Origin of the sequence: Pseudarthrobacter sp. P1, from assembly GCF_050156935.1 — a bacterium.
GTDB lineage: Bacteria > Actinomycetota > Actinomycetes > Actinomycetales > Micrococcaceae > Specibacter.
In genome coordinates, this window is sequence record NZ_CP189584.1 from 2765911 (window position 1) to 2791321 (window position 25411).

The 25411-nt window shown below is 68.2% G+C and carries 28 protein-coding genes; 7 read left to right on the top strand and 21 right to left on the bottom strand.

The window, feature by feature from the left end; all coding sequences use genetic code 11:
- Positions 1 to 5: 5 nt before the first annotated feature.
- From ACQCSX_RS13030 to ACQCSX_RS13090, 13 genes are all read right to left on the bottom strand, one after another.
- Entirely contained in the window at positions 6 to 488 is a 483-nt protein-coding gene (locus ACQCSX_RS13030; RefSeq protein WP_427015732.1) for an acyl-CoA thioesterase, read from the bottom strand.
- Positions 489 to 650: 162 nt separating this feature from the next.
- On the bottom strand, positions 651 to 1685 hold the full coding sequence (locus tag ACQCSX_RS13035; RefSeq protein WP_427015733.1) for a HoxN/HupN/NixA family nickel/cobalt transporter: 1035 nt from the start codon (positions 1683 to 1685) through the stop codon (positions 651 to 653).
- Complete coding sequence (locus ACQCSX_RS13040) at positions 1685 to 2485, bottom strand: urease accessory protein UreD (protein WP_427019048.1); 801 nt, start codon at positions 2483 to 2485, stop codon at positions 1685 to 1687. Before ACQCSX_RS13040 ends, ACQCSX_RS13035 begins: the two co-directional genes overlap by 1 nt.
- A gap of 89 nt (positions 2486 to 2574) precedes the next feature.
- The gene (ureG, locus tag ACQCSX_RS13045; RefSeq protein WP_427015734.1) at positions 2575 to 3189 is read right to left on the bottom strand and encodes an urease accessory protein UreG; all 615 of its coding nucleotides are present in this window, start codon (positions 3187 to 3189) and stop codon (positions 2575 to 2577) included.
- Positions 3190 to 3231: 42 nt separating this feature from the next.
- Positions 3232 to 3927: an urease accessory protein UreF gene (locus ACQCSX_RS13050; RefSeq protein ID WP_427015735.1), complete on the bottom strand. Its 696-nt coding sequence runs from the start codon at positions 3925 to 3927 to the stop codon at positions 3232 to 3234.
- Positions 3928 to 3931: 4 nt separating this feature from the next.
- Positions 3932 to 4417, bottom strand: coding sequence for an urease accessory protein UreE (ureE, locus tag ACQCSX_RS13055; protein WP_427015736.1), 486 nt, complete (start codon positions 4415 to 4417; stop codon positions 3932 to 3934).
- Positions 4418 to 4462: 45 nt separating this feature from the next.
- Entirely contained in the window at positions 4463 to 6175 is a 1713-nt protein-coding gene (gene ureC, locus ACQCSX_RS13060) for an urease subunit alpha (protein ID WP_427015737.1), read from the bottom strand.
- Positions 6172 to 6519 carry an urease subunit beta gene (locus ACQCSX_RS13065; RefSeq protein ID WP_427015738.1) on the bottom strand — a complete coding sequence of 116 codons (348 nt, stop codon included), beginning with the start codon at positions 6517 to 6519 and terminating at the stop codon, positions 6172 to 6174. The genes ureC and ACQCSX_RS13065 overlap by 4 nt, the downstream gene beginning before the upstream one ends.
- Before the next feature lie 16 nt (positions 6520 to 6535).
- Positions 6536 to 6838, bottom strand: coding sequence for an urease subunit gamma (locus ACQCSX_RS13070; protein WP_427015739.1), 303 nt, complete (start codon positions 6836 to 6838; stop codon positions 6536 to 6538).
- A 209-nt stretch (positions 6839 to 7047) separates the two neighbouring features.
- The gene (locus tag ACQCSX_RS13075; RefSeq protein ID WP_427015740.1) at positions 7048 to 8091 is read right to left on the bottom strand and encodes a DUF2891 family protein; all 1044 of its coding nucleotides are present in this window, start codon (positions 8089 to 8091) and stop codon (positions 7048 to 7050) included.
- 45 nt (positions 8092 to 8136) lie between these two features.
- Entirely contained in the window at positions 8137 to 9108 is a 972-nt protein-coding gene (locus ACQCSX_RS13080; RefSeq protein WP_427015741.1) for a DUF979 domain-containing protein, read from the bottom strand.
- A complete protein-coding gene (locus ACQCSX_RS13085) occupies positions 9105 to 9827 on the bottom strand; it encodes a DUF969 domain-containing protein (RefSeq protein ID WP_427015742.1) in 723 nt (240 codons plus the stop codon). The genes ACQCSX_RS13080 and ACQCSX_RS13085 overlap by 4 nt, the downstream gene beginning before the upstream one ends.
- A 269-nt stretch (positions 9828 to 10096) precedes the next feature.
- Positions 10097 to 10774, bottom strand: coding sequence for a GntR family transcriptional regulator (locus ACQCSX_RS13090; protein ID WP_427015743.1), 678 nt, complete (start codon positions 10772 to 10774; stop codon positions 10097 to 10099).
- A gap of 100 nt (positions 10775 to 10874) precedes the next feature.
- Between ACQCSX_RS13090 and ACQCSX_RS13095 the strand changes: the two genes are divergently transcribed.
- From ACQCSX_RS13095 to ACQCSX_RS13110, 4 genes are all read left to right on the top strand, one after another.
- Complete coding sequence (locus ACQCSX_RS13095) at positions 10875 to 11204, top strand: hypothetical protein (RefSeq protein ID WP_427015744.1); 330 nt, start codon at positions 10875 to 10877, stop codon at positions 11202 to 11204.
- Entirely contained in the window at positions 11165 to 11356 is a 192-nt protein-coding gene (locus ACQCSX_RS13100; protein WP_427015745.1) for a helix-turn-helix domain-containing protein, read from the top strand. Before ACQCSX_RS13095 ends, ACQCSX_RS13100 begins: the two co-directional genes overlap by 40 nt.
- A gap of 14 nt (positions 11357 to 11370) precedes the next feature.
- Entirely contained in the window at positions 11371 to 12027 is a 657-nt protein-coding gene (locus ACQCSX_RS13105) for an IS630 family transposase (protein WP_427019049.1), read from the top strand.
- Between the two features lie 64 nt (positions 12028 to 12091).
- The gene (locus ACQCSX_RS13110) at positions 12092 to 13180 is read left to right on the top strand and encodes an IS630 family transposase (RefSeq protein WP_427015746.1); all 1089 of its coding nucleotides are present in this window, start codon (positions 12092 to 12094) and stop codon (positions 13178 to 13180) included.
- 87 nt (positions 13181 to 13267) lie between these two features.
- Here the strand turns inward: ACQCSX_RS13110 and ACQCSX_RS13115 are convergent, their stop codons facing one another.
- On the bottom strand, positions 13268 to 13855 hold the full coding sequence (locus tag ACQCSX_RS13115) for a GNAT family N-acetyltransferase (RefSeq protein ID WP_427015747.1): 588 nt from the start codon (positions 13853 to 13855) through the stop codon (positions 13268 to 13270).
- A gap of 150 nt (positions 13856 to 14005) precedes the next feature.
- On the opposite strand from ACQCSX_RS13115, the gene ACQCSX_RS13120 reads away from it, so the two are divergent.
- Positions 14006 to 14437 carry a hypothetical protein gene (locus tag ACQCSX_RS13120; RefSeq protein ID WP_427015748.1) on the top strand — a complete coding sequence of 144 codons (432 nt, stop codon included), beginning with the start codon at positions 14006 to 14008 and terminating at the stop codon, positions 14435 to 14437.
- Positions 14438 to 14630: 193 nt separating this feature from the next.
- On the opposite strand, the gene ACQCSX_RS13125 is transcribed toward ACQCSX_RS13120, so the two are convergent.
- The 4 genes from ACQCSX_RS13125 to ACQCSX_RS13140 form a co-directional block, all read right to left on the bottom strand.
- Positions 14631 to 16781 carry an HNH endonuclease gene (locus tag ACQCSX_RS13125; protein ID WP_427015749.1) on the bottom strand — a complete coding sequence of 717 codons (2151 nt, stop codon included), beginning with the start codon at positions 16779 to 16781 and terminating at the stop codon, positions 14631 to 14633.
- Between the two features lie 224 nt (positions 16782 to 17005).
- Positions 17006 to 17686 carry a response regulator gene (locus ACQCSX_RS13130; protein ID WP_427015750.1) on the bottom strand — a complete coding sequence of 227 codons (681 nt, stop codon included), beginning with the start codon at positions 17684 to 17686 and terminating at the stop codon, positions 17006 to 17008.
- The gene (locus tag ACQCSX_RS13135) at positions 17679 to 18971 is read right to left on the bottom strand and encodes a sensor histidine kinase (protein ID WP_427015751.1); all 1293 of its coding nucleotides are present in this window, start codon (positions 18969 to 18971) and stop codon (positions 17679 to 17681) included. The genes ACQCSX_RS13130 and ACQCSX_RS13135 overlap by 8 nt, the downstream gene beginning before the upstream one ends.
- A gap of 114 nt (positions 18972 to 19085) precedes the next feature.
- Positions 19086 to 19958 carry an AraC family transcriptional regulator gene (locus ACQCSX_RS13140; RefSeq protein WP_427015752.1) on the bottom strand — a complete coding sequence of 291 codons (873 nt, stop codon included), beginning with the start codon at positions 19956 to 19958 and terminating at the stop codon, positions 19086 to 19088.
- Positions 19959 to 19985: 27 nt separating this feature from the next.
- Here ACQCSX_RS13140 and ACQCSX_RS13145 point away from each other — a divergent pair, with 27 nt between their 5' ends.
- Positions 19986 to 20468 (top strand): VOC family protein, encoded by a 483-nt coding sequence (locus tag ACQCSX_RS13145; protein ID WP_427015753.1) that lies wholly within the window; start codon positions 19986 to 19988, stop codon positions 20466 to 20468.
- Positions 20469 to 20540: 72 nt separating this feature from the next.
- Here ACQCSX_RS13145 and ACQCSX_RS13150 read toward each other — a convergent pair whose 3' ends face one another.
- From ACQCSX_RS13150 to ACQCSX_RS13160, 3 genes are read right to left on the bottom strand one after another with little or no spacing between them, the layout of a single operon-like run.
- Positions 20541 to 22283 (bottom strand): acetyl/propionyl/methylcrotonyl-CoA carboxylase subunit alpha, encoded by a 1743-nt coding sequence (locus ACQCSX_RS13150; protein WP_427015754.1) that lies wholly within the window; start codon positions 22281 to 22283, stop codon positions 20541 to 20543.
- A gap of 32 nt (positions 22284 to 22315) precedes the next feature.
- Positions 22316 to 23917, bottom strand: coding sequence for a 5-oxoprolinase/urea amidolyase family protein (locus tag ACQCSX_RS13155; protein WP_427015755.1), 1602 nt, complete (start codon positions 23915 to 23917; stop codon positions 22316 to 22318).
- Positions 23918 to 23926: 9 nt separating this feature from the next.
- Positions 23927 to 24685, bottom strand: a complete 759-nt coding sequence (locus ACQCSX_RS13160; RefSeq protein ID WP_427015756.1) for a LamB/YcsF family protein — start codon at positions 24683 to 24685, stop codon at positions 23927 to 23929.
- Between the two features lie 122 nt (positions 24686 to 24807).
- On the opposite strand from ACQCSX_RS13160, the gene ACQCSX_RS13165 reads away from it, so the two are divergent.
- Positions 24808 to 25398, top strand: coding sequence for a hypothetical protein (locus ACQCSX_RS13165; protein WP_427015757.1), 591 nt, complete (start codon positions 24808 to 24810; stop codon positions 25396 to 25398).
- Positions 25399 to 25411 lie beyond the last annotated feature (13 nt).

A 25411-nucleotide genomic window follows, 5' to 3' on the forward strand; every position in this document is an offset into this window, starting at 1 on the left:
CGGACCTAGCGGAAGTTCGCCTCGCCCCGCAGCGGTTCCAGCAGGGCCTTCTTCGCCGCGGAGATGCGCAGCAGCGTGCCCAGCGTGGGATTGAAGAACGCCAGCACCGTCTCGGCGAGAACGCATTTGGCCCCGGTGACGGGATCGAAGATGGCGTAGGCCACGGTGAAGGACGCGCCCTTGACGGCGCTGATCCAGACCTCGATCCGGGCCGGGACGTTGCGGTAGTTCAACGCGGAGAGGTACTTGACCCGGTGTTCCACCACCAGCGCTTGGGTGCCCTCGGGGAGGTCGTTGAATACGGGCAGGTCCACCTCGAGGCCGGGCAGCCCGGTGCCGGCCGGCGGGCCGAAGGCGTGGATCCGCGCCTCCTCCAGGATGCGCAGCACCTCCACGTTGTTGATGTGCCCGTAGGCATCCATGTCTCCCCAACGCATGGGGACATTGAGCACCAGCGGGCCGGCGCCGCCGTTCGCGGAATCAGTCATCTCTCCACCACCTCGGCTCCTAGGCTATCGCCTGGCCCCTGCGGCACTGTCGGCGCGGTGCGGACACGTACGACGGCGCCACACCCGGGCCGCGCCATTCCGGCAGGATGCTGGGGCTGAACAGTTCGGGGCGCCGCTTCCGCAAAGCGTCCTGTTGAAGTTCTAGGCAGTCCGGCGGCGCCAGCGCAGGGCCGCAATGCCCCAGACGGACAGGAACAACGCCACCAAGGCCAGGCCGGCATGGCCCAGGTCCAGCTCGGCCAGCCAGGTGGTGACGGGGTCGTTGAGGTCCAGCACGGTGTGCAGGATCCCGCCGATGGTGATGACGGAGATGAACAGGGCCGAGGTGGCGGACAGGCCCGTGACAACCATGTTGAAACCGATCCGGCGGACCGGCTCCACCACGGCCGTGCGGTACATCTTCATCATGGCCATGCCGTTGGCGGTGTCGCACAGGGTCATCGCCGCGGTGAAGCCCAGCGGCAGCGCCATCAGGGCCACGGGCGAGATGCCGGCAAGCGCGGCCGAGGCGGTCAGGAGCAGAAAGGCGATGGTGGAGGCGGTGTCGAAGCCCAGGCCAAAGAGGAAGCCCAGCACGTAGATGTCCCGGGGACGCTTCACCTTCGAGAGCGGCTTGTTCAGCAGCCGGGCGACGGCACCGGTGGGCGCGAGCTCCTCCTCGCTGACGGTGCCGCCGTTGCGCACCCGGCGGTAGAGCACGTTGGCCCGGCCGAACGCGGTGCCGTTGAAGAGTCCGATGGCCAGCAGGAACAGGGCCGAGACCGAGGCTCCGAAGACGGCCAGCAGCGTGTTGGCGGCCGAGCCGTCCTCGAGCACATTGGCCATGATGCCGGCACCCGCCACCACCAGTATGCCGGCCACGAGCACCACGGAGCTGTGGCCCATGCTGAAGGCAAAGCCGACACTGACCGGGGCGCGGCCCTGGGCGGCGAACTTGCGGCTGGCATTGTCGATGGCGGCGATGTGGTCCCAGTCGTAGCTGTGCTTCATCCCGGCCAGGTAGGCGGTGACCAGCAGCCCCAGCGCCAGCGGGTGCGCGTCGGTCAGCAGCGAGTAGCCCAGCAGTCCCAGCACCGCCAGATGCAGCAGGACGACGGCGCCAAAGGTGGCGCCGATGCGCCGGGCGGCGGGGAGCTTTTCGCGTTCCAGGTAGTGGATTCTGGCCAGCAGCGCCATCAGTACTTCCTTAGATTCATTGGTCCCTGGCCGTGCCAGCGGGCGCGGAGGAGGTCCGTCGCGGCGGCAATCAGGGCGTTGAGCGGTTCGGTGGAGTTCGAGAGGGCGCGGACCACCAGGCCCGGCCCCGCCAACAGGGAGATGCCCAGCTGCCCGTCGGGGTCCAGTGGGGACAACAGGTCATGGAGTTCGTCCACCAGCGCGGCGTCGACCCGCTGGTCCACCACCAAGAGCGAGCCCAGATGCGTGTAGTGCTCCAGAAACGCCATGCCGTCCACCGGGGAGCTGCCGGCCGGGGTGATCTGCAGGTTATCCAGCACCACCAGGCGGCCGTCAACGGAAATGTCCGTCCGGAGCCGGACGGTGTCGTAGCCGAACAGCGCGCCGTCCGGGGACCAGCCCGGGGTCACCACCTCGGCCATAACCAGCGACGACGACGCCGCCATCTCCACCACCGTGTTTTGGCGGTAGGAGGCGCCGCGGTAGGCAATCAGCTGGTCCGGGATGGATTCCAGGCTGGCCCCGGCGCCGAGCCGGATCCGCGTGGATTGTTCGGCCTGGCTGCCGGGCGTCCGGTAGATCTTGGTGGCGGACTGCGTGGTGAGCAGCAGCCGCGCGCCGGGCTGGACCTCGACGTCGATGCCGTAGCGGTCCCCGCCCAGATAGGCCCCGCCGGGATTGACGACGACGTAGCAAACCTGGGCGGTGCCGTCCAGATAGTGCGGGCGCAGAATCCGCAGCGCCCCGCGGTGGTACTGCTCCGTGGCGATGCAGCGCTCCCCGCGCAGGCCGACGCTCATGCGCAGCTCGCCCGCCAGCTCCTCCGGCAGCGGTGCTGCGGATCTGCCGGTCGCCTGCGGTGCTGCCGCAGGGCGGGCCGCCACGGCAGTCACTGGGCCAGGTCCAGCATCAGCACCTCGTGCTTGATCCAATCGAGCACCACATCCAGGCCCTCGTCCGTCTTGAGGTTGGTCATGCAGAACGGCTTGTCGCCCCGGAATTCCTTGGAATCGGCGGCCATGACGTTCAGGTCCGCCCCCACGTACGGGGCCAGGTCGGTCTTGTTGATGATGAAGAGGTCGCTCTTGATCATGCCCTGCCCGGCCTTGCGCGGGATCTTCTCACCCTGTGCCACGTCGATGATGTAGATGGAGAAATCCACCAGCTCCGGGCTGAACGTGGCGGAGAGGTTGTCGCCGCCGCTCTCGATGAAGATGATCTGCAGGTCCGGATGGCGGTCCTTGAGTTCCTGGACGGCGGCCGAGTTCATGGACGTGTCCTCGCGGATGGCCGTATGCGGGCAGCCGCCGGTCTCGATGCCAATGATCCGATCCAGCGGGAGAATGCCGTTGGCGGCAAGGATCTTGGCATCCTCGATGGTGTATATGTCGTTGGTGATGGCGGCCATGGAAATTTCCTGGCTCATATGCCGGGTGATGCGCTCCACCAGCTGCGTCTTGCCGGCACCGACGGGTCCGCCGATGCCGATTTTGATGGGTTCCACTGTGTGCTCCTGGGTGCTCTGGCCCCCTCCGGGGCGGATTCTTTAGGACATGAAGATGCGGGCGCGCTGGCGTTCGTGCCGCATCTGGGCAATTTCCAGCCCGGGCGCGGCCGCGCCAAAATCGTCCTCATCGAGGGTGTGGATGGTGTCCACGGCTTCGGCGACGGCGGCGTGGGCTCCACGGAGCACCCGCTGCCCGGCGTTCTGGCCGATGGGGATGGCCCGGATGGCGTTCTGCGTCAGGGACGTGACGGTGGAAAACAGGTAGGCGGCCAGCAGCTGGGCTGTGGGGATGGACAGCGCCCTGCCCACCAGGGCGACGGCGATGGCGGGGTGCCCGGCGCAGCGCCCGTCCGCCACGCGGGCGGCATACCCGTCCAGCTCCGGGCCGGGCGCCACCTGCCGGGCGATGTCCAGCATCCGCAGCCCCATCTTGGTGCCGGCCTCGCGGATCTCCCGGGGCAGCGCGGCGGCGGCCAGCATGGTGTCCAGCCGGAAGGCGTCCTCAACCGAGTCCGCCTCCATCGCCAGCCGGATGGCCAGGCCATCGTTGTGCACCAGCTGGATTTTGATGAACTCCGCCAGCCATTGGGCAAAGCCCGCCTCGTTGGTGATCAGGCCGCGCTCCAGGTACATCTCCATGCCAAAGGAATGGCTGAAGGCGCCCGTGGGCAGGGCCGAATCGCTCAGTTGCAGCAGCGCCAGCAGGTAGGGCGGCGCCGCACTGGCCGATGCCATGGCGCTAGTGCGTGTGGGCCGCGTGCCGGAACGGCACGGGCATCACACGGTTCTGGCGGGAGTAGGGGACGCCCACATGCAGCAGATGGTCCTCCACGGTGTGGTCGAACTGCACCACCATCACCTCGGCGGCATATTCGGAGCCGGCGTCGAAAAACTGCGCCTGGAGGTGCTTGTTGCCCAGGTTGTGGGCCACTGTGCCCATCTCGGTGATGCTGCGCGGGGCAATGACCAGCACGTCCGTGGATTCCACGGAGACCACGATGGCGCCCTTTCCGTCGCGGAACAGGATGTCGCCGTCGCGCAGATCCCCGGCGGATCCGGCCGGGGCGTTCAGCCGCAGGCCCAGCTCGCGGCCGTGGTCGGTGGTGACGCGCTGGATGCGCTTGACCAGGGCGGCGCTGGGCAGCACCACCTTTTCCAGGTGCAGGCCGTCCAGCTCGCCGTCGGGCAGCTCGTGGACATTGGCCAGGACGTTTTCAACAATCATGGGGTACCGCTTTCAAGGAATGTGCGTCTTCGAACAGTCTGCGTTTTAGAACAGAAAGTAGCGTTGGGCCATCGGCAGCACGGTGGAGGGCTCCGCCGTCGCCGGCACTCCGTCCACTGTGACCACGTAGGTCTCCGGATCCACCTGGATGTCCGGGGTCTCGCCGTTGTGCTTCATGTCCGCCTTCGTCAGGTTCCGGATGCCGTGCACGGCCCGGATCTCGTGGTTCAGGCTCAGCCGCTCCGGCACGCCGGCCTCGACGGCGGCCTGCGAGAGGAAAGTGATGGAACTCGAGTGCACGGCGCGGCCCAGGGCGGCAAAATTGCCGCGCAGGGTCCGCGGCTGCGGCGTGGGGATGGAGGCGTTGGGGTCGCCCATCACGCTCATCACCATCTGCCCGCCCTTGAGGACCATCTCCGGCTTCACGCCAAAGAACGCAGGATCCCAGAGCACCAGGTCGGCAAACTTGCCTTCCTCAACACTGCCCACATAGTCATCGATGCCGTGCGCAATGGCCGGGTTGATGGTGTATTTGGCGACGTAGCGCTTGAGCCGGGCGTTGTCGCCCACGGCCGGGTCGTCGTCGAACTTTCCACGCTGGCGCTTCATCGCGTCCGCCACCTGCCAGGTGCGCAGCACCACCTCGCCCACCCGGCCCATGGCCTGGGAATCGGAGCTGGTGATGGAGAAGACGCCCAGATCGTGCAGCACGTCCTCGGCGGCGATGGTCTCCTTGCGGATGCGGGAATCGGCGAACGCCACGTCCTCCGGAATGTCCGGGCTGAGGTGGTGGCAGACCATGAGCATGTCCAGGTGCTCGTCCACGGTGTTCACCGTGTACGGCAGCGTCGGGTTGGTGGACGCCGGCAGCACATTGGGCAGCCCGGCGATCTTGATGATGTCCGGGGCGTGCCCGCCGCCCGCCCCCTCGGTGTGGAAGGTGTGGATGACGCGGCCGGCGATGGCCGCAATGGTGTCCTCCACGAAGCCGCACTCATTGAGCGTGTCCGAGTGGATGGCCACCTGGACGTCGTACTCGTCGGCCACGCGCAGGGACATGTCGATGGAGGAGGTGGTGGCGCCCCAGTCCTCGTGGACCTTCAGTCCGATGGCGCCGGCCCGGATCTGCTCGGCCAAGGGCTCGACGGCGCTGGCATGGCCCTTGCCCAGCAGGCCAATGTTGATGGGCAGGTTGTCCACGGCCTGCAGCATCTTGGAGATGTGCCAGGGGCCGGGCGTGACGGTGGTGGCCTTGCTGGCATCGGAGGGCCCGGTGCCGCCGCCGATCATCGTGGTGACGCCGGAGGCCAGCGCCACGGGCACCTGGTCCGGGCTGACGAAGTGCACGTGGGTGTCGATGCCGCCGGCCGTGAGGATCTTGCCCTCGCCGGCGATGATGTCAGTGGCCACGCCGATGGTGATGGTGACGCCGGAGGAGATCTGCGGGTTGCCGGCTTTGCCGATCTTGAAGATGTGGCCGTCGCGCAGCGCCACATCCGCCTTGTAGATGCCGGTGTAGTCCAGCACTATCACGTTGGTGATCACGGTGTCGGGGATGTCCTCGCCGCGGACCAGCTGGCCGTTCTGGCCCATGCCGTCGCGGATCACCTTGCCGCCGCCAAAGACCACTTCCTCGCCGTAGTTGGTGTGGTCGAATTCGATCTCGGCGAAGAGTTCGGTATCGGCCAGCCGGACGGCGTCGCCGGTGGTGGGGCCATAAAGGTCCGAGTACTGCTTGCGGCTCAGTTCAAAGCTCATTTGGTGTCATCCTCCAGGGAAACCAGGCCGCGCGAGGGGTACAGGGGGCCGTTGACGGCGTCGCGGAGGCCGTAGACCTCACGGCTGCCGCCCAGCGTCACCAGGTTGACGGTCTTGGCGTCGCCGGGCTCGAAGCGGACGGCAGTGCCGGCGGGGATGTCCAGCCGGTGGCCATAGGAGGCCTTCCTGTCGAACTCCAAGGCGTCGTTGACCTCGGCAAAGTGGTAGTGGGAGCCCACCTGGATGGGGCGGTCGCCGCGGTTGGTCACGGTCAATGCGAGCGGGATCAGCCCCGCATTGCAGCTGACGGCTGCGTCAAGCAGCAGATATTCACCGGGTTTCATGGTTTTCCTCCTGCACTCAGCGGATCGGATTGTGGACGGTGACCAGCTTGGTGCCGTCGGGGAAGGTTGCTTCCACCTGGACATCGGCGATCATGTCGGCAATGCCCTCCATGACGTCTTCGCGGCGCAGGATGGTGGCCCCGTAGCTCATCAGCTCGGCCACCGTGCGGCCGTCGCGGGCCCCCTCCATCAGCTCGTAGCTGAGGATGGCAATGGCCTCCGGATGGTTCAGCTTGAGCCCACGGTCCTGGCGCCTGCGCGCCAGATCGGCTGCCACAACTATCATGAGCTTTTCGTGCTCACGGGGCGACAAATGCATTAGGAACTCCTCGGTTCGCAATGAAAAATGAGTCTCCACCCGTTATCTGCGACCGGCCAAGAGGAGGCCGGGAGGTCCGTGGATACGGCTAGGTTATCAGAGATACTACGCCCAGAAACGCCGAATGCCAGCGCACCGGGAGGAACAATCCCCGGCACACTGGCACCCGGTTGCCAAACAGGATTTTGGCAACGTGTCTTGCTTTTTGGCTACCTCGCGGAGGTCAGGGCATCCCAGGCGAAGCTGGCCAGCCAATGGCTGGACATGAACTCCTCCGTGATGACCGAGGACATGCCGGCCGCCAGCAGCGGCACCAGCGCCTCGTCCAGCACGCTGGCAGCATCGGAAGTGCCGGCGGCGGACGCGGCGCCGGCGCCGCGCAGGGCCTTGCCGACGCGGATGATCTGCCCGGCACGGGTCAGATTCAACCCGTTCAGGTGGGCCAGATAGCCATCGGACTCGTCCGTGACGGTGGCCTTGGCCAGGATTCGGTCATCCACCGACAACCCCGGCAGGAACGCGGCAAACCAGGCGGCAAAGGCCTCCGCGTCCAGCACGCGGGCCATCAGGTCCGCCTCGCTGAGACCGGCGGACAGGAAGTCCTGGCCGCTCATCTCCCACTCGCCTGGCCAGCCGGCGTCGTTGGCGAACCAGCGCAGGGCCGCCTGCTCGCACACCGCTGCGGCCTCGTCCCGGGCCAGGGTGCGGAAGGCATCAATCATCATGCCCAGCCCAAAGGCGGAGTTGGTGTGCAGGCCGTGGCGCACCGGGAACTCGGCCTTGGCGCTCCAGCCGGCCACCAGGGAGGCCACGATGTCCACCAGCGGGTCCAGGGACGCGCCCCAACCGCGGATCTGCTCGTCCGTGGAGGTGGCCGCAGCGGCGGCCAGGCGCACCAGCCAGGCCCAGCCGTACGGCCGCTCCCAGCTGGGGTTGGCCAGCAGGTACGCGCCCTCGACGGCCAGGTTCTCCGCCGTCAGGTTTGCCTCCAGCGCGGCGCGCAGGGCCGCGTCGCGACCGGCGTCGAGCCCGTGCTCCAAAAGGCTCACACCCAGCCACGTCATGTGCACGCAGGAGTGCCAGTCAAAGGAGGTGTAGAACGCCGGGTGCAATTCCTGCGGGCTCGGCCGGTCATCCAGCGACGTCTCCACGTGGTGGGAAGCGTACGGGTAGGGCCGGGACAGGTTGTCCAGGACGATGTCCGCGTAGACACCAGCAAGCTGGTCCATCTGTGCGGCGGCGTTCTTGATCATGAATGCTCCTTTGAACAGTTTTCTACTGGCTTGTTGCAGGCGGCGTTAGTTGAAGGCGAGGAAGTACATCAGGACGATGTTGGCGCCCAGCAGCGGGATGGCCGTGGCCACCTGCGCCTTGATGACGCCAAACTTGTTCTTCATCTCCAGCAGGGCTGCGGGGACCAGGTTGAAGTTGGCGGCCATGGGCGTGCACAGGGTTCCGCAGAAGCCTGCCAGCATGCCGATGGCGAAGACGATGGCGGGAGTGCCGTGGAAGGTTTGCACAAGCACTGGCCATCCGACGGCGGCGGTCATGATCGGGAACGCGGCGAACGCATTGCCCATCAGCACGGTGAACAGGAACATGCCCACGGAGTAGACGATGACGGCGGCAATGAGCGAGCCATCGGGCAGGACGCCCTTGGCCAGTGTGCCGACGGCGGTGCCGACGCCGGCCTTGGTGAAGAGGATGCCCAGGGTGGAGAGCATCTGCGGCAGCAGCGCGGCCCAGCCGATGGACTCCAGGATGCGGCGGCCCTCGAACACGGGGGCCAGCTTCTGCTTGGGCTTGAGGATCACGACGGCGACGACGGCGGCCGCAACGGCGCCGATGGCCAGGGCCACGAGGGTGGTGTTCGTGGGGTCGATGATCGGCTGTCCACCGATCTTCAGCGCCGGGGCCAGCAGCACGATGAGCACCGTGACCACGGGCAGGACGAGTGCCGGGACGAAGAGCTTGTTGCCGAACTTGGCGGCCAGCTCGGTGCGCCGTTCCACACTGGTGGTCTTGGTTTTGCCGTCACCGAGCACTCCGGTGCTGGCGAGGGCCACGAGGACCAGAACGGCCACGCCCAGGATCCAGGCGGGTGCCGTCTTGGCCTGGACCCAGGTTCCGTAGAAGAAGCACAGGCCCAGGATGCCCCAGAAGGCTGCGCTGCCCCAGCGCTTGGGGTGGGTGGCTTCGCGTGCGATCAGCAGCGACCACGCCACGAAGAGAATGCCAATCAGCCAGAAGACTGCCTCAACCTTGATCATGCGTTGCCTCCGGCGGTGACGGTCTGTGCAGACTTCTCTTCTGCTTCGGCCGCGCGGACATCCTTGTCCAGCTGGCGGTCGAGGCGCAGCAGGCGGAAGCCGTGGATCAGGAAGGCGATGATGGCGGTGGGGATGGCCCAGACGGCCAGCTCCAGCGGCTCAAGGTGCAGGCCGTAGGTGGTGTCCACGAACGTGGTGATCAGCAGGATGGAGCCGACGGCCACAAACACATCTTCACCGAAGAACACGCCGATGTTGTCCGCAGCGGCGGAGTGGGCCTTGATCTTTTCCTTGACCTTGTCCGGCACCTTGCCGTAGCGGCGCAGTGCGGCACCCTCGGCCATCGGGAACACCAGCGGACGGACCGCCTGAGCGTGGCCGCCAATGCCGGTCAGGCCCACAGCCGCGGTGGCCTGGCGGATCAGCAGGTAGCCCAGCAGGACGCGGCCAGCGGTGAGCTTGGCCAGCTTGGAGATCAGCGTCTTGGCCTGCTCCTGCAGACCAAAGCGCTCGATGATGCCGATCACCGGCAGGACCACCACAAAAATGGTGACCGAGCGGCTGCTGGCGAAGCCGGTGCCGAAGGCTTCAAGGATTTCCATCGGCGACAGGCCACCCAGAAGGGCCGTAACGATGCCGGAAATAGTGACAACAATCAGTGGGTTCAGGCGGAGGGCAAAGCCAACAATCACCAGCAATACCCCGATGAGTACGAGCATATTTGTCCATTCCCGCAGGGACCTGAAGCGGTCCGCGGACGAGTGTAGTTGTTGCAGGCACGGCCAACGGCCTGTTTGTGGAGCGGTGTCCCCCGGGTAGTGGTGCCTGTCACTGTGAGAGAAAGCATATGCTTTTGTTGAACAATCTGGCAACACTTGGTGAACGCCAAAATGGGCGGCAGGTGCCGCCGGCGTCGGTGTTTTGGGCCCGGTCTAGACCGGTCTAGATGCCGGACGCGGGGCCGGAGTCAGGGCATTTTGGCGGCCGTTCAGGCGGCCATTGCCTCCAGCAGCTGCGCCTCCGCACGGTCAAGATAGTGCCGCATGAACTCCGCTGCAGCAGCGTTGTCCCCGGCGGCCACCAGCTCGATCAGGCGGGCATTGTCGGCCACATAGGGCTCATGGAATGCCGGGTCCGAGCCCATCGCATGGAACACCAGCCGCATCTCGGCCAGCACCTGCTCCATCAGCGCATCCAGCCGTTCGCTGGCCGCCCGCGCCACCACGGCGCGGTGGAACTCCTGGTTGGCCGCGGCCATGCCGTCGATGTCGCCCCGCGAACGGGCCAGTTGGGCCTGGGCCACAATCGCCCGCAGGTCATCCACCGACGACGGCGCCTGCCACATGATGGCGGCCGGCTCAAGGTAGCGGCGCACCCGGTAGATCTCGCGGATGTCCTCCGCGGTGGGCTGGGCGACAAACACCCCGCGGTTGGGGATGCGCGTGATGATGTGCTCCGCGTGCAGGGCCGTGAAGGCCTCCCGGAGCGTGTTGCGGCTGACGCCGAGCGCCTCGCCCAGGGCTTCTTCGGACAGCTTGGTGCCAGGGGCCAGCTGGCCGGCCGCTATCCGTTGGCGCAGCTGGGCGGACACCCACAGGCCCGTGTGGGCATGGGTTGCACCCTTGGCCAACCGGCGCAGTTCTTCCAGTACTGCCTCAAACGTCATGGCTCTAAGCCTAGTAGATCGTCGTGGCTAAGGTGCGCAGTTGGAGGGATGATGTTCCTGGCGGGTTCTTCCCCGACCGCCCGCCGGGAGCGAGACCACGATGTCCAGGACGAAGTCGCGGCCGGTGGCGCTCAGCCCGGCGGAGCGGCAGCTGCTGACGGCTCTGACCCGCACGGGCTCGCATCCGGCCCAGCAGGTTCGCCGGGCCAGGATCCTGCTCGAGCTGGACGAGAACAGCCCCGGCCGCCACGGGCCGGTTCCCGCCCAGACGGTGGTGGCCGAGCGGGCCGGCGTTGCCGTTGACACGGTCGTTAAGGTCTCCAAGGCCTACGCCGACCGGGCGGCGACGTCGTCGCCACGATCACCCGGAAGAAGCGGGCCACGCCGCCGGTGGAACCGACCGTCACCGGCGAGGTCGAAGCCCGCCTGATCGCGCTGGCCTGTTCCGCCCCTCCCGAGGGCAAGGACCGGTGGAGCCTGCGCCTGCTCGAGAAGCACGTCGCGCTCATCGAGGACATCCCCGACCTGGACCACTCCACCATCGGGCGGGTCTTAAAAAAACGGAACTTCGCCCCCACCTGAAACAGTGCTGGACCATCCCGCCGCACGCCAACGGGGAGTTCGCCGCCCGGATGGAAGACGTCCTGGACATCTACGCCACGCCCTTCGACCCGGATCGGCCGGTGGTGTGCATGGACGAGAAGCCCTACCAGCTCCTCGCCCACGCCCGGGACCCGATCCCGGCCGCGCCCGGGCGCGACCGCAAGGAGGACTCGGAGTACGTCCGGTGCGGGACGTGTTCGATCTTCGTGTGGGTCGAGCCCCTGGCCGGCTGGCGGCACGTGGACGCCCAATCCCGCCGCACCATGCTCGACTGGGCCCACCAGGTCGAGCGCCTGCTCACCGTCGACTACCCCGACGCCGGGAAGGTCGTGCTGGTGATGGACAACCTCAACACCCACACGATCGGCTCGCTCTACGAGACGTTCGCACCGGCCAAGGCCCACGCCCTGGCCCAGCGACTCGAGATCCACCACACCCCCAAGCACGGGTCCTGGCTGAACATCGCCGAGATCGAACTCTCCGCCCTCACCCGCCAATGCCTGGACAGGCGCATCGACGACCTCGACGTACTTAACCACGAACTGGCCGCCTGGCAAGCCAGCACCAACGCCGACCAGCGGCAGGTGAACTGGCACTTCACCACCAGCGACGCCCGCACCAAGCTCCGCCACCTATACCCCGAATATTAGAGACGACGATCTACTAGTGGTGTGTCTCCAAAATAGTTAATGACTTTGGGTTTAGGCTGGGATCATGTCGAATCCAGCACCCGCCCTGGCCCTTACCGACGCCCAGCGCACCGTCCTGGAAGCGCTGGCCGCATCCCAGGTGGCCTCCCACCGGGAGGTGCAGCGGGCGCAGGTTCTGCTGATGGCCGCCGAGGGCCTGGCCAACGAGTGGATCGCCCGGGTGGTGGGCATCACCCCGGGCACGGTGCGCTCCTGGCGTACCCGCTTCGCCGAGGAAGGCCTGACCAAGCTCGGGAAGGTGCGTGGCGGGCGGGGACGCAAACCGGTGATCCCGCAGTCGACGATCGACGAAATCGTTGAGCTGACACAGAACTCAAAGCCTGAGGGACACACGCATTGGTCGGTGCGCACCATGGCCGCGAAGACCGGGGTCTCCCCGGCGCAGGTGCAACGCATCTGGTCTGCCCGCGGGTTGAAACCGCATCTGGTGAAGACCTTCAAACTCTCCACGGACCCGAAGTTCGAGGAAAAGCTCATCGACGTGTGCGGACTGTATTTGAACCCACCGGAGAACGCGATCGTGTTCTGCATGGACGAGAAGACCTCCATCCAGGCCCTGGACCGCTCCCAGCCGTCGTTGCCGATGACCAGGGGGCGGGCCGGGACGATGACCCACGACTACAAGCGCAACGGAACCACCACGCTCTTCGCGGCCCTGGAGGTCGCAACCGGAAAGGTCATCGGCTCCTGCGTTCCCAAGCACCGCCACGATGAATTCCTGGTGTTCCTGAAAACCATTGAAAAGGAAGTCCCGGCCGGCCTTCAGATCCACCTGGTCATCGACAACTACGCGACGCACAAGCATGCGAACGTGAAGGCGTGGCTGGCCAAACACCCACGGTTCCACCTGCATTTCACCCCGACCTCATCCTCGTGGTTGAACCTGGTGGAGCGGTGGTTCAGGGAGTTGACGGAGAAGGCGCTACGCCGTGGGGTCTTTCATTCAGTGCCTGATTTGATTGCGAAGATCGAGGAATACATCGAGGTGAACAATGCCGACCCGAAGCCTTTGGTGTGGACCGCGGATGCGGAGTCGATCCTGGAAAAAGTGGCTCGTGGCCGGGTTGCGCTCCAAGCCGTCAAGCAAAACTGAGACACTACACTAGTTGCCGCGGGGCCCCGATCGAGCGAAGCGAGATTGGGGAGGCAACTGGCGGTAGTTGTGTTGGAGAGGCGCCCGTCACAGACGTTCTTTGACAGCCATCCATTCACGCCGCAGCATGCCGAAGTAGCACAGCGTGGACCACTCCCCCTTGAACCAGTCCGCATCCTTGAACGTGGCCTCGCGGCGCATGCCCAGGCGTTCCATCAGTGCGGCCGAGCGCTCATTGCGCTCGTCGCAGATGCCTTCCACCCGATGCCAGCCAAAGTCGTCAAAGGCAATCCGCAACGCCTCGCGGACGGCCTCCTGCGCAATGCCACGGCCCTGGACGGAGGGGTGGAAGACGAAGCCGATTTCGCCCTGGCGGGGATCCCCAGCATTCCACTTCAGCAGCACTTCGCCGACGGCGGTGGGGCTGCCGTCGAGTTCAACCGCCAGATCCAACCACTGGCCCGGCACCTGGAGGCCGGCCTGGGCCACCATGGAGCGCAGCGTGGCCTCGGTGTCCGCCATGGTGTGCGGGCCGTGCGGCAGGTAGCGGGTGACGTCCGGCAGGGACCGGTACGCATTGACCGCCGCGAGGTCTTTCATCCGCACCGGACGAAGCCTCAGACGCTCGGTGCGCACGGGGTACTTGGGCTGCACAGGAGTGCTTGTCTTGGGCATGTCGGACGGCAGCATGTGCCGATCTTAGCGCGCACCCGCCCGGGCCGCTCGGCTCCTCCCCGCCGCCGCTCCCAGCATGCTCACTGCTGGCTCCCAACGATCGCCGGTAGCATGGCCAACATGCGGTTCAGAATGGAACGCCGACACCAAGTGAGCCTGATTGTGGTTCCCCTCATGGCTGCCATCGCCATGGCCTTGATCGTCGGCGCCATCTTGCGCGATTCCCGGCCCACCGCGTGCCCCGCCATCGGCTGGATCGATGGCGTGGACATCTCCCTGACGGGCAACGCTGCCAAGGTGGCCTCGCTGACCATCTGCGACGGCGCAGGCTGTGTTCCGGGTGGTGTCTCCGCCTCCGCCGCCCCCACTTTTGGCACCGGAAGCGTCACCCGCCAGAGCGACACCATCTGGCACTACGACGTCGGCATGAACAACCCCGAATGGATCACGGTCCAGGCCGCAGACGCCGCGGGGGCGATTCTGGCCCAGAAAACCTTCATGCTCAATTGGAAGCGCGTGGGCGGCTCCGAGCAGTGTGGCGGCCCGGCCATGACGGACCCCGTGGTGCTGGCCATTCCCTGATTCGGCCGGACCCGCCGCCGCCCTCCGCTGAATACCGGGGAACCATCTCGTGGCACAGCGCTCCAGCCCCGGGCTGGCGCGGGTGGGGCGTGCTTTGGCTTCAGGTGTGAAGCCGACATGGCGTGCGCTGGCCTTGACGGCTGGCCACAGGTGCGGGGTGCCAGAATGCTGCCGGGCGTCACGGTACCGGGCGTCACGGGGCTGACCCTTCCACCACTGTCACTTTGGCCCTGCGCGGACGCCTTCTGCTGTGGTCGAGTTGGCTGCCCCGGCGGCTGCGTTGGCTATTGCGTTGTGGCCGGAGGACCATCCAGTCCCAGTCCTCGGACCCGGCCAGCAGGGCCGCGTCGTCCTCGAGCGAGGCCCCGTCCGGTTCGCTGGCGTCCCAGCCGGCCCCAGGGTCCAGGAAGTCCGGAACGTCCGGGTCCAGGAAATCCGGGTCCAAAAAGTCAGAGGGCGGTGCCGGGAATTCCTCCGGTGCCGGGAACCCGTACATTCCCTCGAACCCGGCACCCCGCCCCGGCGCTTCTTGCAGGGCGGCCGGCAGGAAGGCATCCGGCACGGCGGCGGCCGGCAGCCCGTCCAGGCCTTCCGGTGCGTCCTGTCCGGCCGGAAACCACGCCGGCGTCCCGGGCACGGGCGTGCCCGGCAAGAGTGGCGCGGTGCTCGTGTAGGAGTGCCCGGTCGGGGTCGTCGTCACCACCGTGTGCCGGGGCCCGTCGATGACGGCTGCGGCCCAGCCCTGAAGTTCCTTGGTCTGGTTGCAGCGTTCGCACAACCCCTGGCCGTTGGCCACATCCGTCGGTCCCCCGGCGGCCCAGGCTGTGACGTGGTCCGCGTGCCGGATCGGCGCCCCGCACCACGGGGTCCTACAGACCTGGTCCCGGGCCCTAATGAAGCGCTGCAGCGAGGCCGGGAACCGGCGCGCCCTCGAATCCATGCCGACCAGCTCCCCGGTGCCCGGGGCGGTGAACAGCCGCCGGATCCGCACCCGGTCCGACGCCCCCAACACCGCCCCCGGAACCGCAGGACCACCGGCGGCGGGGCCCGCGGCAGTGGCCGCACCGGCGCTGCCCTTGGCGCTGCCGGCGGAGGGGGCTGCAGAGGGGGCTGCGGCTGCGCCGCCCCCGGCTCCGTCCGCGCCTCCACCTGTCGCGGAGCCGGCAGTTGGACCGTTGCTGCCGCTGTCGGCGGCGGGGGTGGCGAGGCGGCGCGCGTCCGCGGCCGGGATTACCCCGTACCCGGGCAGGTAGGCCGGGTCGTCCCCGTTGGCGAACAGCGCCCGGTCCGTGACCACCAGCTGGACCTCGACCACCGTGTTGGCCGCCTCAGCGGCACCGGTCAGCCGTTCCACGAGCGTGTCGGCCATGACCTGGCCGCGGCTGCGCGGATCCCCGGTGTTCCGCAGCCAGGACGCCTCCCGGTCCAGGACGGCCAGGGCACTGACCCCGGCCTTGAGCGGCAGCAGGGCCGAAAGGAACACCATTCCCCCCGGCGCCGGCCGGCACGACACGGTCCGCTCCCCCACCGCCTGCTCCCGCGCGGCCACGAACCCGGCCGCGTCCGCCCGGTACGCCAACGCCCGCACCCGCCCCACCAGGGCCCGGTCGTTCAAGGATTCCAACGCGTCCAGGTCCCCGGCCACCGCCTCGTCCACGCCCATCCGGTCCGGCACCGACAGGCACGCGGTCTCGCGCACCAGCAAAGTGGCCCGCCACTCCGTGATCCGCCCCAGCGACAGGGCGTGCAGGGTGTGCGGCATCTCCCGCACCAACACCCTCGCCAGGCCCAGATGCCGGGCACCCCGGGCCGGCGGGTCCCGCCGCGCCAGCGCCAACTGCTCCGCCACGCCCTTCCCGAGCCGTGTGGCGGGCACGCCCAAGGCCTCCTGCCCCGCCCGCTGCAGCCCGTCGAACACGGTCGCCAGGACCGCCTGCCGGGCCGCGGCGGCGCCCTTGAGCTCCTCCAACGCCCGGATCTGGTCAATCAGGCCCGCACCGGCGGACACCGCGGACACGGCCGGGCCGGGGGCAGCGGCGCCGGGGGCGGTTGGGCCGGAACGGGAGGACCCGGGAGCGGCCGTCCCCAGAGTGGACACGGCGGGCGGGGCGGAGGTGCCGGCGCCGATGGGTCCCGACAGGGCCTCGATCCAGCCGGCAATGCCGGCCGCGGTCAGGGAGTTCGTGCGGGAAGCGGCAAAGGCGCCAGGGCCGCCGGCACCGGCCCGCCCGGAGGCCGGACCGTCACCCAGTATTGGTGCTGCCGTGCGGTCCGCCATGGTTCCCCCATCGCCGTTGAGGCGGGGCCCCGATGCCCCTTGCGGCTCCGTCCGGGCTGCCGCCATGCCCCAATTTTACGCCAGCATAGACGACAGCACCATACATATATAGAAGATATATTCGATAAAAATTCCAGTATTTTAGATCTTTTCAGAACGAAAACTATAACCAGCTTCCTCCACAGGCGGCACTATGAAAACATTTATCCACGCGGCCGCTGACCCACTGTGGACATAGGCCGAGAGGGCGGCAGCGCAGTCCCGCAACGGCCCGCATGCACGCGGGCGAATCAGCCCAACAGCCGGTGCTCGTAGGCGAAGGCCACCAGTTGAATCCGGGTCCGCACCCCAAGTTTGGCCAGGATGGTCCGCACATGGGACTTGACCGTGGCTTCGGACAGGAACATGCCCTCGGCGATGTCGGCGTTGGCCAGCCCCTTTGCCACCAGGAGGAAGACATCCCTTTCGCGAGGGGACAGGACCTCGATGGCCTGCAGGTCCGGTTGACGTGGCTCGGGGTTGCGGGCCAGATGCGCAAAGAGGTCATGCACGGAGCCGGGAGCAATCACGGAGTACCCGGAATACACCGTTCGGATGGCCGAGAGCAGGAACTCGGGCTCCGCACTCTTGAGGAGGTATCCGCTGGCCCCCGCCCTGATGGCGCCAACCACTGCCTCGTCGCGGTTGAATGTGGTCAGTGCAATGATCTTCGGCTTGTCCGTTCCGGCATGGTGCGCCGCCTCGACAATCCGGCGCGTTGCAGCCACTCCGTCCAGCACAGGCATCCGAAGATCCATCAGCATCACGTCCGGATTCTGCGCCGCGGCGAGTTCCACGGCCTCCTGCCCATTCGCGGCGCCTCCGCAGAAGCGCATATCCGGCTGGGATTCGATCAACATCTGGATTCCACTGCGGAACAGCGGCTGATCATCCACCAGGGCGACGGCGATGCGCCCGTCGTCGTCAGTCATCGCCGCGGACCGCCAACGCCGATGACGGGACGGAGCTGGTGCCGGCAAGAGCCAACGCCGGCACCGCCTGAAGGGGCGCCTGCCCGTACGGAATGAACGCGGTGACCCGGAAGCTGTCCGCATCCGGACCGGCCGTCAGCCAACCGCCGGCCAGATAGGCACGTTCACGCATGCCGGGAATGCCTCGGCCCGTGCCAGCCGGGGCGGCCTCCTGCCGGCCCCCGCCACAGGAGGCGATCTGAACGGACAGCCCCGGGCCGTTCCAGTCCAGATGGACCGTGCAGCGGGCGCCGGGGCCTGAATGCTTGAGCGCATTGGTCAGGCTCTCCTGGACGATGCGGAACACGGCCAGCTCCGCGCCGCCGCCCAGTTCGACGGGCGCGCCCGATTCCGTCTGTTCGACCACCAGTCCGGCCTCGGCGAACCGCGCCAAGAGACCGGCGACGTCGGCCAGGGCCGGCTGGGCCGCCGGGGCGCCGTCGTCGCGCACGCCCTCAATGGCACGCTGCGCGTCCACCAGGGCCAACCGCGCCGCGGCGGAGATGTTTTCCAGAGCGGACACCACCGGCTGGGCCTGGTCCGTGGCGAGATAGCGGGCACCATCGGACTGGGCCACAATGACGGCCAGTGAATGGGCCAGGACATCGTGCAGGTCCCGGGAAATCCGGCTGCGCTCCTGCTCCATCAACAGTTCAATCTCCGTGGCGCGCAGGCCTTCCTCGGCCACCTCGCGTGCTCCGACGAGCTCCCGGCGCTCCATGGCAATGCGCAGGACATAGCCCGCCAGCCCGCAGACCACCATGGCTGCCGCAAACACAAGCGCGTACCGCACACCGCGAACCACCATATCCCCTATAGGGGGCGCCCCGGCCGGAAGGGCAGCTGTGAATCCACGCCAGCGCAGGAAGACCACCAGCGCCATAAGAGCGGCGCAGATAGGGGCCAGGATGAGTCCAGCCAGCGCCACCTTGCGCCGTGCATTGAACGCCACGAAGAACAGCACAGCCGCCGCGGCAAAATAGATCGGCCAGGATTGCGCCTGCATAGCGGGGAACAGGCGCAGCAGCTGCGCCCCCAGGAACGCCCCGATGATCCCCATGGACGCCACCGGGAACCGGGCGGAAATGCCCAGCGCCACGGTGAAGGCGGCCAGCGCCCATGCGTCCAGCCAGTGGGCAAAGCTGCCGCCCATCCGTCCCGCCTCCGCCACGCACCACAAGACAAAGAACAGTGCGGCCACTGCCGGCGCACCCCAATATCGCGCAAACGCCCTAATGATTTTCATAGCTCGACGCTAACCCGCCCCCAGGTCCGTTCCGGCCAAATAAGCGGTCTATCAGCCCTGGGGAGGGAAGAAGTAGCCGCAGGGATGAATGGTGTGCAAGAGCTGCCCGCCGGATCAGGCCAAGCCGCGGGCGTAGCGGGCCGGGCTGGTGCCCACGGCGGCCGTGAAGTCCCGTGTGAAGTGCGCCTGGTCGTACCAGCCCAAATCCTGGGCCAGGGCGGCGAGGTCCCGGTCCGGATTCGCCTGCAGGTCCACCACGGCGTCGTGCAGGCGGAAGCGGCGGATCAGCCACTTGGCCCCGACGCCGATGTACCTTCTGGCCAGCCGCTGGAGCGTGCGGACGCTGATGTTGTGCCGCCGCGCCACCTCCTCGACGGTGGTGGCGGACCTGTCGGCAAGGGCGTCGGCAACGATCGCCAGCACCAGCGGATAGCGGGGGTCGGGCCTGGGCAGCCGGGAGAGCAGGAATGCATCCAGCACGGCGCAGCGCCCGGCGTCGGCCTCCACGGCGAGGACATCGCCGGTAAGCGCTGCACCCTCCGGCCACAGCGCCTCCACCGGCAGGACGCGGTCCGTGAGGCCCTGCACCGAAACGCCGGCCAGCGCGGCGAATCCGCCCGGCCGGAACTTGGCACCCAGCACCCGCCCGCTGCCGCTGAGTCCGATCTCGAAGCGCCGGGTGGGCACGCCGTGCACCAGCGCCGCCGGCAGCACCAGGCCATAGCGGCCAGTGCTGCCCTCTTCGATGGTCAGGTGGACGGCCGGATGCGAGAGGACGTCGGACTGCTGGACCCGCTTCCCGGCGAGCCGCCACTCCACGGCCCAGTAGTGCTCAAGGTAGGGCTCCAGTCGGGGGTCGCACGGGTAGCGCTGCAGGGAGAAGGTCTGGCCCACCAGCTCCGGCCGCAGGATTCCGGCCGTGGTGGTGGTCTGTGGCAACGCCGCCGCCGGTTGGTCCCCGGTTGTCGCATTTGTCCAAGAATCCATAGAGGCAGTCTAGGCAGGATGGATGCCATGACCGCAGAGAAACCAGCAGTGGCCCCCATTCCCGCCGGCTACACGTCCCTCACCCCGTACCTGGTGGTGGACGGTGTCGGCGCCGCCATCGCCTTCTACACCTCCGTTTTTGGCGCCACCCTGGTGGGCAAGACGGACGGGCCGGACGGCAGGATCGCCCATGCCGAGCTGGATTTCGGCAACGGCCGGCTGCAGCTCAGCGATCCCGTCCCCTCGATGGGGCTGCTCCCGCCGGACGGCACCAACGCGGTCAACCACTCCTACGTGTTCTACTGCACCGACGTGGACGCGGTCTGGCGGGCCGCCGTCGACGCCGGTGCGACGGCCTTTGAGGAGCCGTCCACCTTTGTCACGGGCGACCGCTTCGGTGCCCTGCTGGACCCGTTCGGCCACCGCTGGGCCATCATGACCCGGGTCGAGGATGTGGACCCGGCGGAGGCGCAGCGCCGCATCGACGAGTGGTTGGCCACCCAGCTTTAACCACAACTGTCCCGCAGTTATCGTCCGCTTGAGGGCTGAAGCGAGCGTTATCTGCGGGACAGTTTGAGGTTTCTAGCCGATGGTGGTGAGCACTGTGTCCAGCACGACGGCGTCGCCGTCGCCGACCAGCGGCTCGCCGAGCACGCCGTCGCGGTGGGCGCAGACGGTGGTCTCCATCTTCATCGCCTCAATCACCAGCACCGCCTCGCCCTCGGCCACCTCGGTGCCCGGCTCCACCAGCCACTTCACCACGGAACCGGCCATCGTGGCGCGCAGCTCGGCGGGGTCGGCGGCGTCGTCGTCGGCGGTTTCGGCAAACTGCAGACCGGCCGCCATGCCGCCGTTGCGCAGGCCATCCAGCAGTTCGGCGGGCAGGCCCAGGGCCATCCGCTTGCCGTCGAGCTCAATGCTGATGGTGCGGCGTTCGCCCGCCGGGGCGGCCACGCTGAACTCGGGATCGGCGGCCAGTCGGTCGGTGAATTCGCTCTCGATCCACGTGGTGTAGACGCCCATGGCATCCGCACGCGTGAAATCGGCGTCGCGGACCACGGCCCGGTGGAACGGCAGCACCGTGGCCAGTCCGTCGATGCGGAACTCGGCCAGGGCGCGGCGGGCGCGGCGCAGTGCCTGTTCGCGGGTTGCTCCCGTCACCACCAGCTTGGCCAGCAGGGAATCGAAGGTGCCCGGCACCACGGAGCCGGTGCGCACGCCCGAATCCACGCGGATGCCCGGGCCGGTGGGCACGGTGAAGCCGGTAACCGTGCCGGGCGAGGGCAGGAAGCCCCGGGCCACGTCCTCGGCGTTGATGCGGAATTCGAAGGAGTGCCCGCTCGGCTGCGGATCCTCGGTCCACGGCAGCGGCTTGCCGGCGGCGATGGACAGCTGGGCGGCGACCAGGTCGATGCGCGAGGTTTCCTCGGTGATGGGGTGCTCCACCTGCAGGCGGGTGTTGACCTCCAGGAAGGAGACAGTGCCGTCGGCGGCCACCAGGTACTCCACGGTGCCGGCGCCGGTGTAGCCGGCCTCGCGGCAGATGGCCTTGGCGGAGGTGTAGATGCTCTCCCGCTGGGCCTCGGTTAGGAAGGGGGCCGGGGCTTCCTCCACCAACTTCTGGTGGCGGCGCTGCAGCGAACAGTCGCGAGTGCCGGCGACAATCACATGGCCGTGCGTATCGGCCAGCACCTGGGCCTCCACATGGCGGGGACGGTGCAGGAACTTCTCCACAAAGCACTCGTCGCGGCCAAAAGCGGCCTTGGATTCGCGCACGGCGGAGGCGAAGGCCTCCTCGATGGCATCCATCTCCCAGACCACCTTCAGGCCGCGCCCGCCGCCGCCAAAGGCTGCCTTGATGGCCACGGGCAGGCCGTGGATCGCGGCAAAATCGCGCACCTCGGCGGCGGAGGCCACCGGGCCGTCGCTGCCCGGAGCCAGCGGTGCGCCGACGCGGACGGCGATCTCGCGGGCGCTGACCTTGTTGCCCAGCGTGCGGATGGCGTCGGGGGTCGGGCCGATCCACACCAGCCCGGCGTCCAGAACGGCCTGCGCAAAGTCCGCGTTCTCGGACAGGAAGCCGTAGCCGGGGTGCACGGCGTCGGCGCCGGCGCGCAGCGCAATGGCCAGCACCTTTTCGACGTTCAGGTAGGTCTCCGCGGGGCTGTTGCCACCCAAAGCGTAGGCCTCGGTGACGGCGTCAACGTGCAGCGCATCCGCGTCGACGTCGGCGTAGATGCCCACCGTCTCCATTCCGGCGTCGTCGCACGAGCGGGCGATCCGGATGGCGATTTCGCCGCGGTTGGCAATGAGGACCTTGTGCATGGGGAATTCCTTAATCAAAAGTGCAAAAAAGTTTAGAGCGCTGACGCGGCGGAGGTGTCCGGAACAAAGCGGACCCGGGCGCCGGGCGGCAGCTGGGCCGCCTTGTCCAGGTCCACCGTGGCCACCACGCCGATCACCGGGTAGCCGCCTGTCACCGGGTGGTCGGAGAGGAAGAGCACGGGCTGGCCCGACGGAGGCACCTGGATGGCGCCGCGGACGGTGCCCTCGCTGGCGAGCTCGCCGTCGCGGTTGCGCTCCAGAGCGGTGCCGGACAGCCGCAGGCCGATCCGGTTGGACTGCGGGGTGACAGTCCATTCCTGCCCGCCGAAGCCGGCGACGACGGCGTCATCGAACCAGTCCTGGCGCGGGCCGGGCACCATGCGCAGCTCGGTGACCTCCGGCGCCTCGGCGGCGGCCAGCTCGGGGTTGCCCACCACCGACCACGGCGCTGCCTCGAGGACGCCCAGCAGGGCGCCGGGGGCCAGCGGCGCGGGGCCGATGCCGGACATGGTGTCAGTGGACCGGCTGCCGAGGATCAGCGGTGCATCGAGCCCGCCGCGGACGGCCACATAGCTGCGCAGCCCGGACTGCGGGACGCCAAGCTCCAGGGTTTCCCCTGCCAGCAGGGCGAACGGCGCCAGCATGGGCACCTCGCGCTCCCCGCCGTCGACGTCGGTGATGGCCAGGTCCACTGGTGCGCCGGCCACGGCCAGCACTTGGTCCGCCAGCGCGGCAAGGGCCAGCCCGCCGTGCAGTACCTCGATGCCTGCGGCACCCGCTGGGTTGCCCGCCAGCCGGTTGGCCTGGCGCAGCGCGCCGCGGTCCATCGCGCCGGAGGTGGTGACGCCCAGGTCCGCGCTGCCGGGGCGGCCCAGGTCCTGGATGGTGGACTGGAGCCCGGAACGGACGACGGCGAGCCCTGGGGCGGTGCCCGCAGCAGCAGTGCCGGCGGCCGGGGATTCCGGAGCGGACGTAGCAGCCGCGGCGGCGCTCGGGGCCAACGCGGTGGCGCGCACGGCATTGAACTGCACGCGGTTGCCCGGCCGGACCAGGGCCGGGCTGTCGCGGTCCAGATCCCAGAGGACGGCGTCGGTGCGGCCGATGAGCTGCCAGCCGCCGGGGGTCGGGCGGGGGTAGACGGCCGAGTACGCGCCGCCCAGCGCCACGGCGCCGGCGGGCACAGCGGTGCGCGGCGTGGCACGCCGCGGCACCTCCAGCCGGGGATCGCCGCCGGCCAGGTAGGTGAAACCGGGGGCGAAGCCGCCAAAGGCTGCGGTCCAGACGGAACCGGTGTGGGCTGCCACCACACCCTCCGCCCCCAGGCCGGTGAGCTCGCCCACGGCGGCGAGGTCCTCGCCGTCGTACACCACATCGATGGCGACCAGGGCGGCGTCAATCTCGGGACGCTGGCTCAGGTCCAGCGTGCGCACGTGCGCGGCAATCGTGCGGGCGGCATCGCTGGTGGCGGCGGTGACCAGGACGGTGGAGGCCGCGGCCACCACGTCGAGCTGCCCGGCCAGCGGGTGCGCCTGCAGGGCCGCCTGCAGGCTGAGCACGGCGGCGAGGGAGTCCAGCTCCACCAGGATGGCGCGGTCCCCGGCAGGGAGGATGGCGCGGACGCCGGCGTCGGTCATGGCCGGCACCTACGCGAAGCTTTCAATGGTGATGCCCTCGGCACGCAGCGCGGCGTAGACGGCCTGCGCCATTGCCACGGCGCCGGGGGTGTCCCCGTGCAGGCAGATGCTCTCGGCAGCCACCTCGATGACGGTGCCGTCGATGGCGGTGATGGTCCCCTGGGTCACCAGCTGCAGGACGTGCTCGACGACGGCGTCGGTGCTGTGCAGGACGGCGCCGGGTTCGCGCCGGGAGACAAGGGTGCCGTCGGCGTTGTAGGCGCGGTCGGCAAAGGCCTCGGCCACGGTGCGCAGGCCGGCGGCGCGGGCGGCGCGCTGGATCTCCGAGCCCGGCAGCACCATCAGCGGCAGCGTGGGATCCACGGACAGTACGGCGTCGACGACGGCCTGGGCCTGGGCTCCGTGGTGCACGATGGTGTTGTAGAGGGCGCCATGCGGCTTGACGTACTTGACGGAGGTGCCGGCGGCGCGGGCCAGGCCCTGGAGGGCACCGATCTGGTAGACGACGTCGTCCGTGAGCTCCTGTGGGGCCATGTCGAGAAAGCGGCGGCCGAATCCGGCGAGGTCGCGGTAGCCCGGGTGGGCGCCCACCGTGACGCCTGCTGCGGCAGCGGCGGCGCAGGTGGCGCGGATGCCGCTCGGGTCCCCGGCGTGGAAGCCGCAGGCCACATTGACGCTGGAAACGCTGGAAATGATGGCGGCGTCGTCGCCAAACGTCCAGTTGCCGAAGGATTCTCCGACGTCGCTGTTTAGGTCAATGGTGGCCATTGTGATCCCAGTCTCTAGCGGTGTTGTTCCTCCAGAATGACGCATTAATCCAAATTGTTCAACAATCTGTAGCGGTCAACTTCTGGTTGACAATTTTCGTCGTCAACCTTAGATTGACATGCATGAACGCGACGCAGCCCCCGAATCCACGCCCCGTCCCTGCCGATCTTGGCCCGCTGCTCTCCGAGGCCATCGCCGCGGCCGACCCGGCCCTGGCGCAGCGGCTGGCCACCGACCCCGAGGCCTACATCGACCTGGTAACGCTCACCAACGCCGCCCGCGAGGAGACCTCGGCGTTGCTGGACTCCGCCGTCGCTGCGGCCAGGCTCGCCGGGCACAGCTGGGAACGGATCGGCCGCGAGCTGGGCATGAGCCGGCAGGCCGCGCAGCAGCGCTTCGGCAAGGCCTCCGGTGAACCCGGCATTGCCACGGAACACACCAAGGTGGTCAGCCCGCTGACCTCTTTCACGGAGATGGAGGTCCTGAACCGGCTCGGCCGGCACGGCTGGCACTCCGTGGGCTTCGGCACCCTGCACCACATCATGGCCGCCGACACCCAGCAATGGGAGCACCTGCGCGTTCCCCTTGCGCGCGGGAACAAGCTCGAGGCCGCCGGGTGGCAGAAGATCGGAAAGATGTGGTTCCCCTGGGCCTACTACGCCCGACCGCTGGGCATTCCGGTACTGGAGGGCACTCCCCCCGAGGTTGCCTAACCACCCCAACTGT